Origin of the sequence: Bradyrhizobium sp. BRP19 (assembly GCF_020194195.1) — a bacterium.
Taxonomy (GTDB): Bacteria; Pseudomonadota; Alphaproteobacteria; order Rhizobiales; family Xanthobacteraceae; genus Bradyrhizobium; species Bradyrhizobium yuanmingense.
Genome location: NZ_JADYVZ010000158.1, coordinates 1 through 427 on the forward strand (window position 1 = coordinate 1; position 427 = coordinate 427).

Below are 427 nucleotides of genomic sequence, written 5' to 3' on the forward strand. Positions count from 1 at the left end.
GATCCCGCGCTCGCCAATGTCAGCGTGCCCCTGGCCAATCCCGGTCAATTGCACCGGCTGCTCGATCCGGACGCCGGCGACATGCTGTGGGTCGTGACCGCGCCGCCGCCGGCCCGCGGCTTCATCCGTCGGCAGGATTTCGTCGAGCTGTCGCTGCTTGAATCCGTCCATGGCCTGGTGGTGCATCCGAACTCCGACGATGTGAAGGCCGAGGTTGGCGCCGACAAGGTGGTGCTGGGACGTCCCGGTGGGCTGACGCTGTCATCGGCCGATGTCGCCGCCGAACGCGCCACTGCCGCGGTCAAGCCGCTGTTCGATGCCGAGGAATGGAAGAAGAACCAGGCGGAGAACTTCCTGCAGCGGCTCGACGCACTGATCGCGGCCAGCGCAGCGGCGACCACTTCGCCCGAGCAGCTCGCGCTGGCGC

1 pseudogene is annotated in these 427 nt (G+C 68.1%); it reads left to right on the forward strand.

Annotation, left to right across the window (positions count from 1 at the left end):
- Positions 1 to 427: pseudogene (locus tag I6F36_RS38980) on the forward strand (tetratricopeptide repeat protein); the annotation flags it as partial.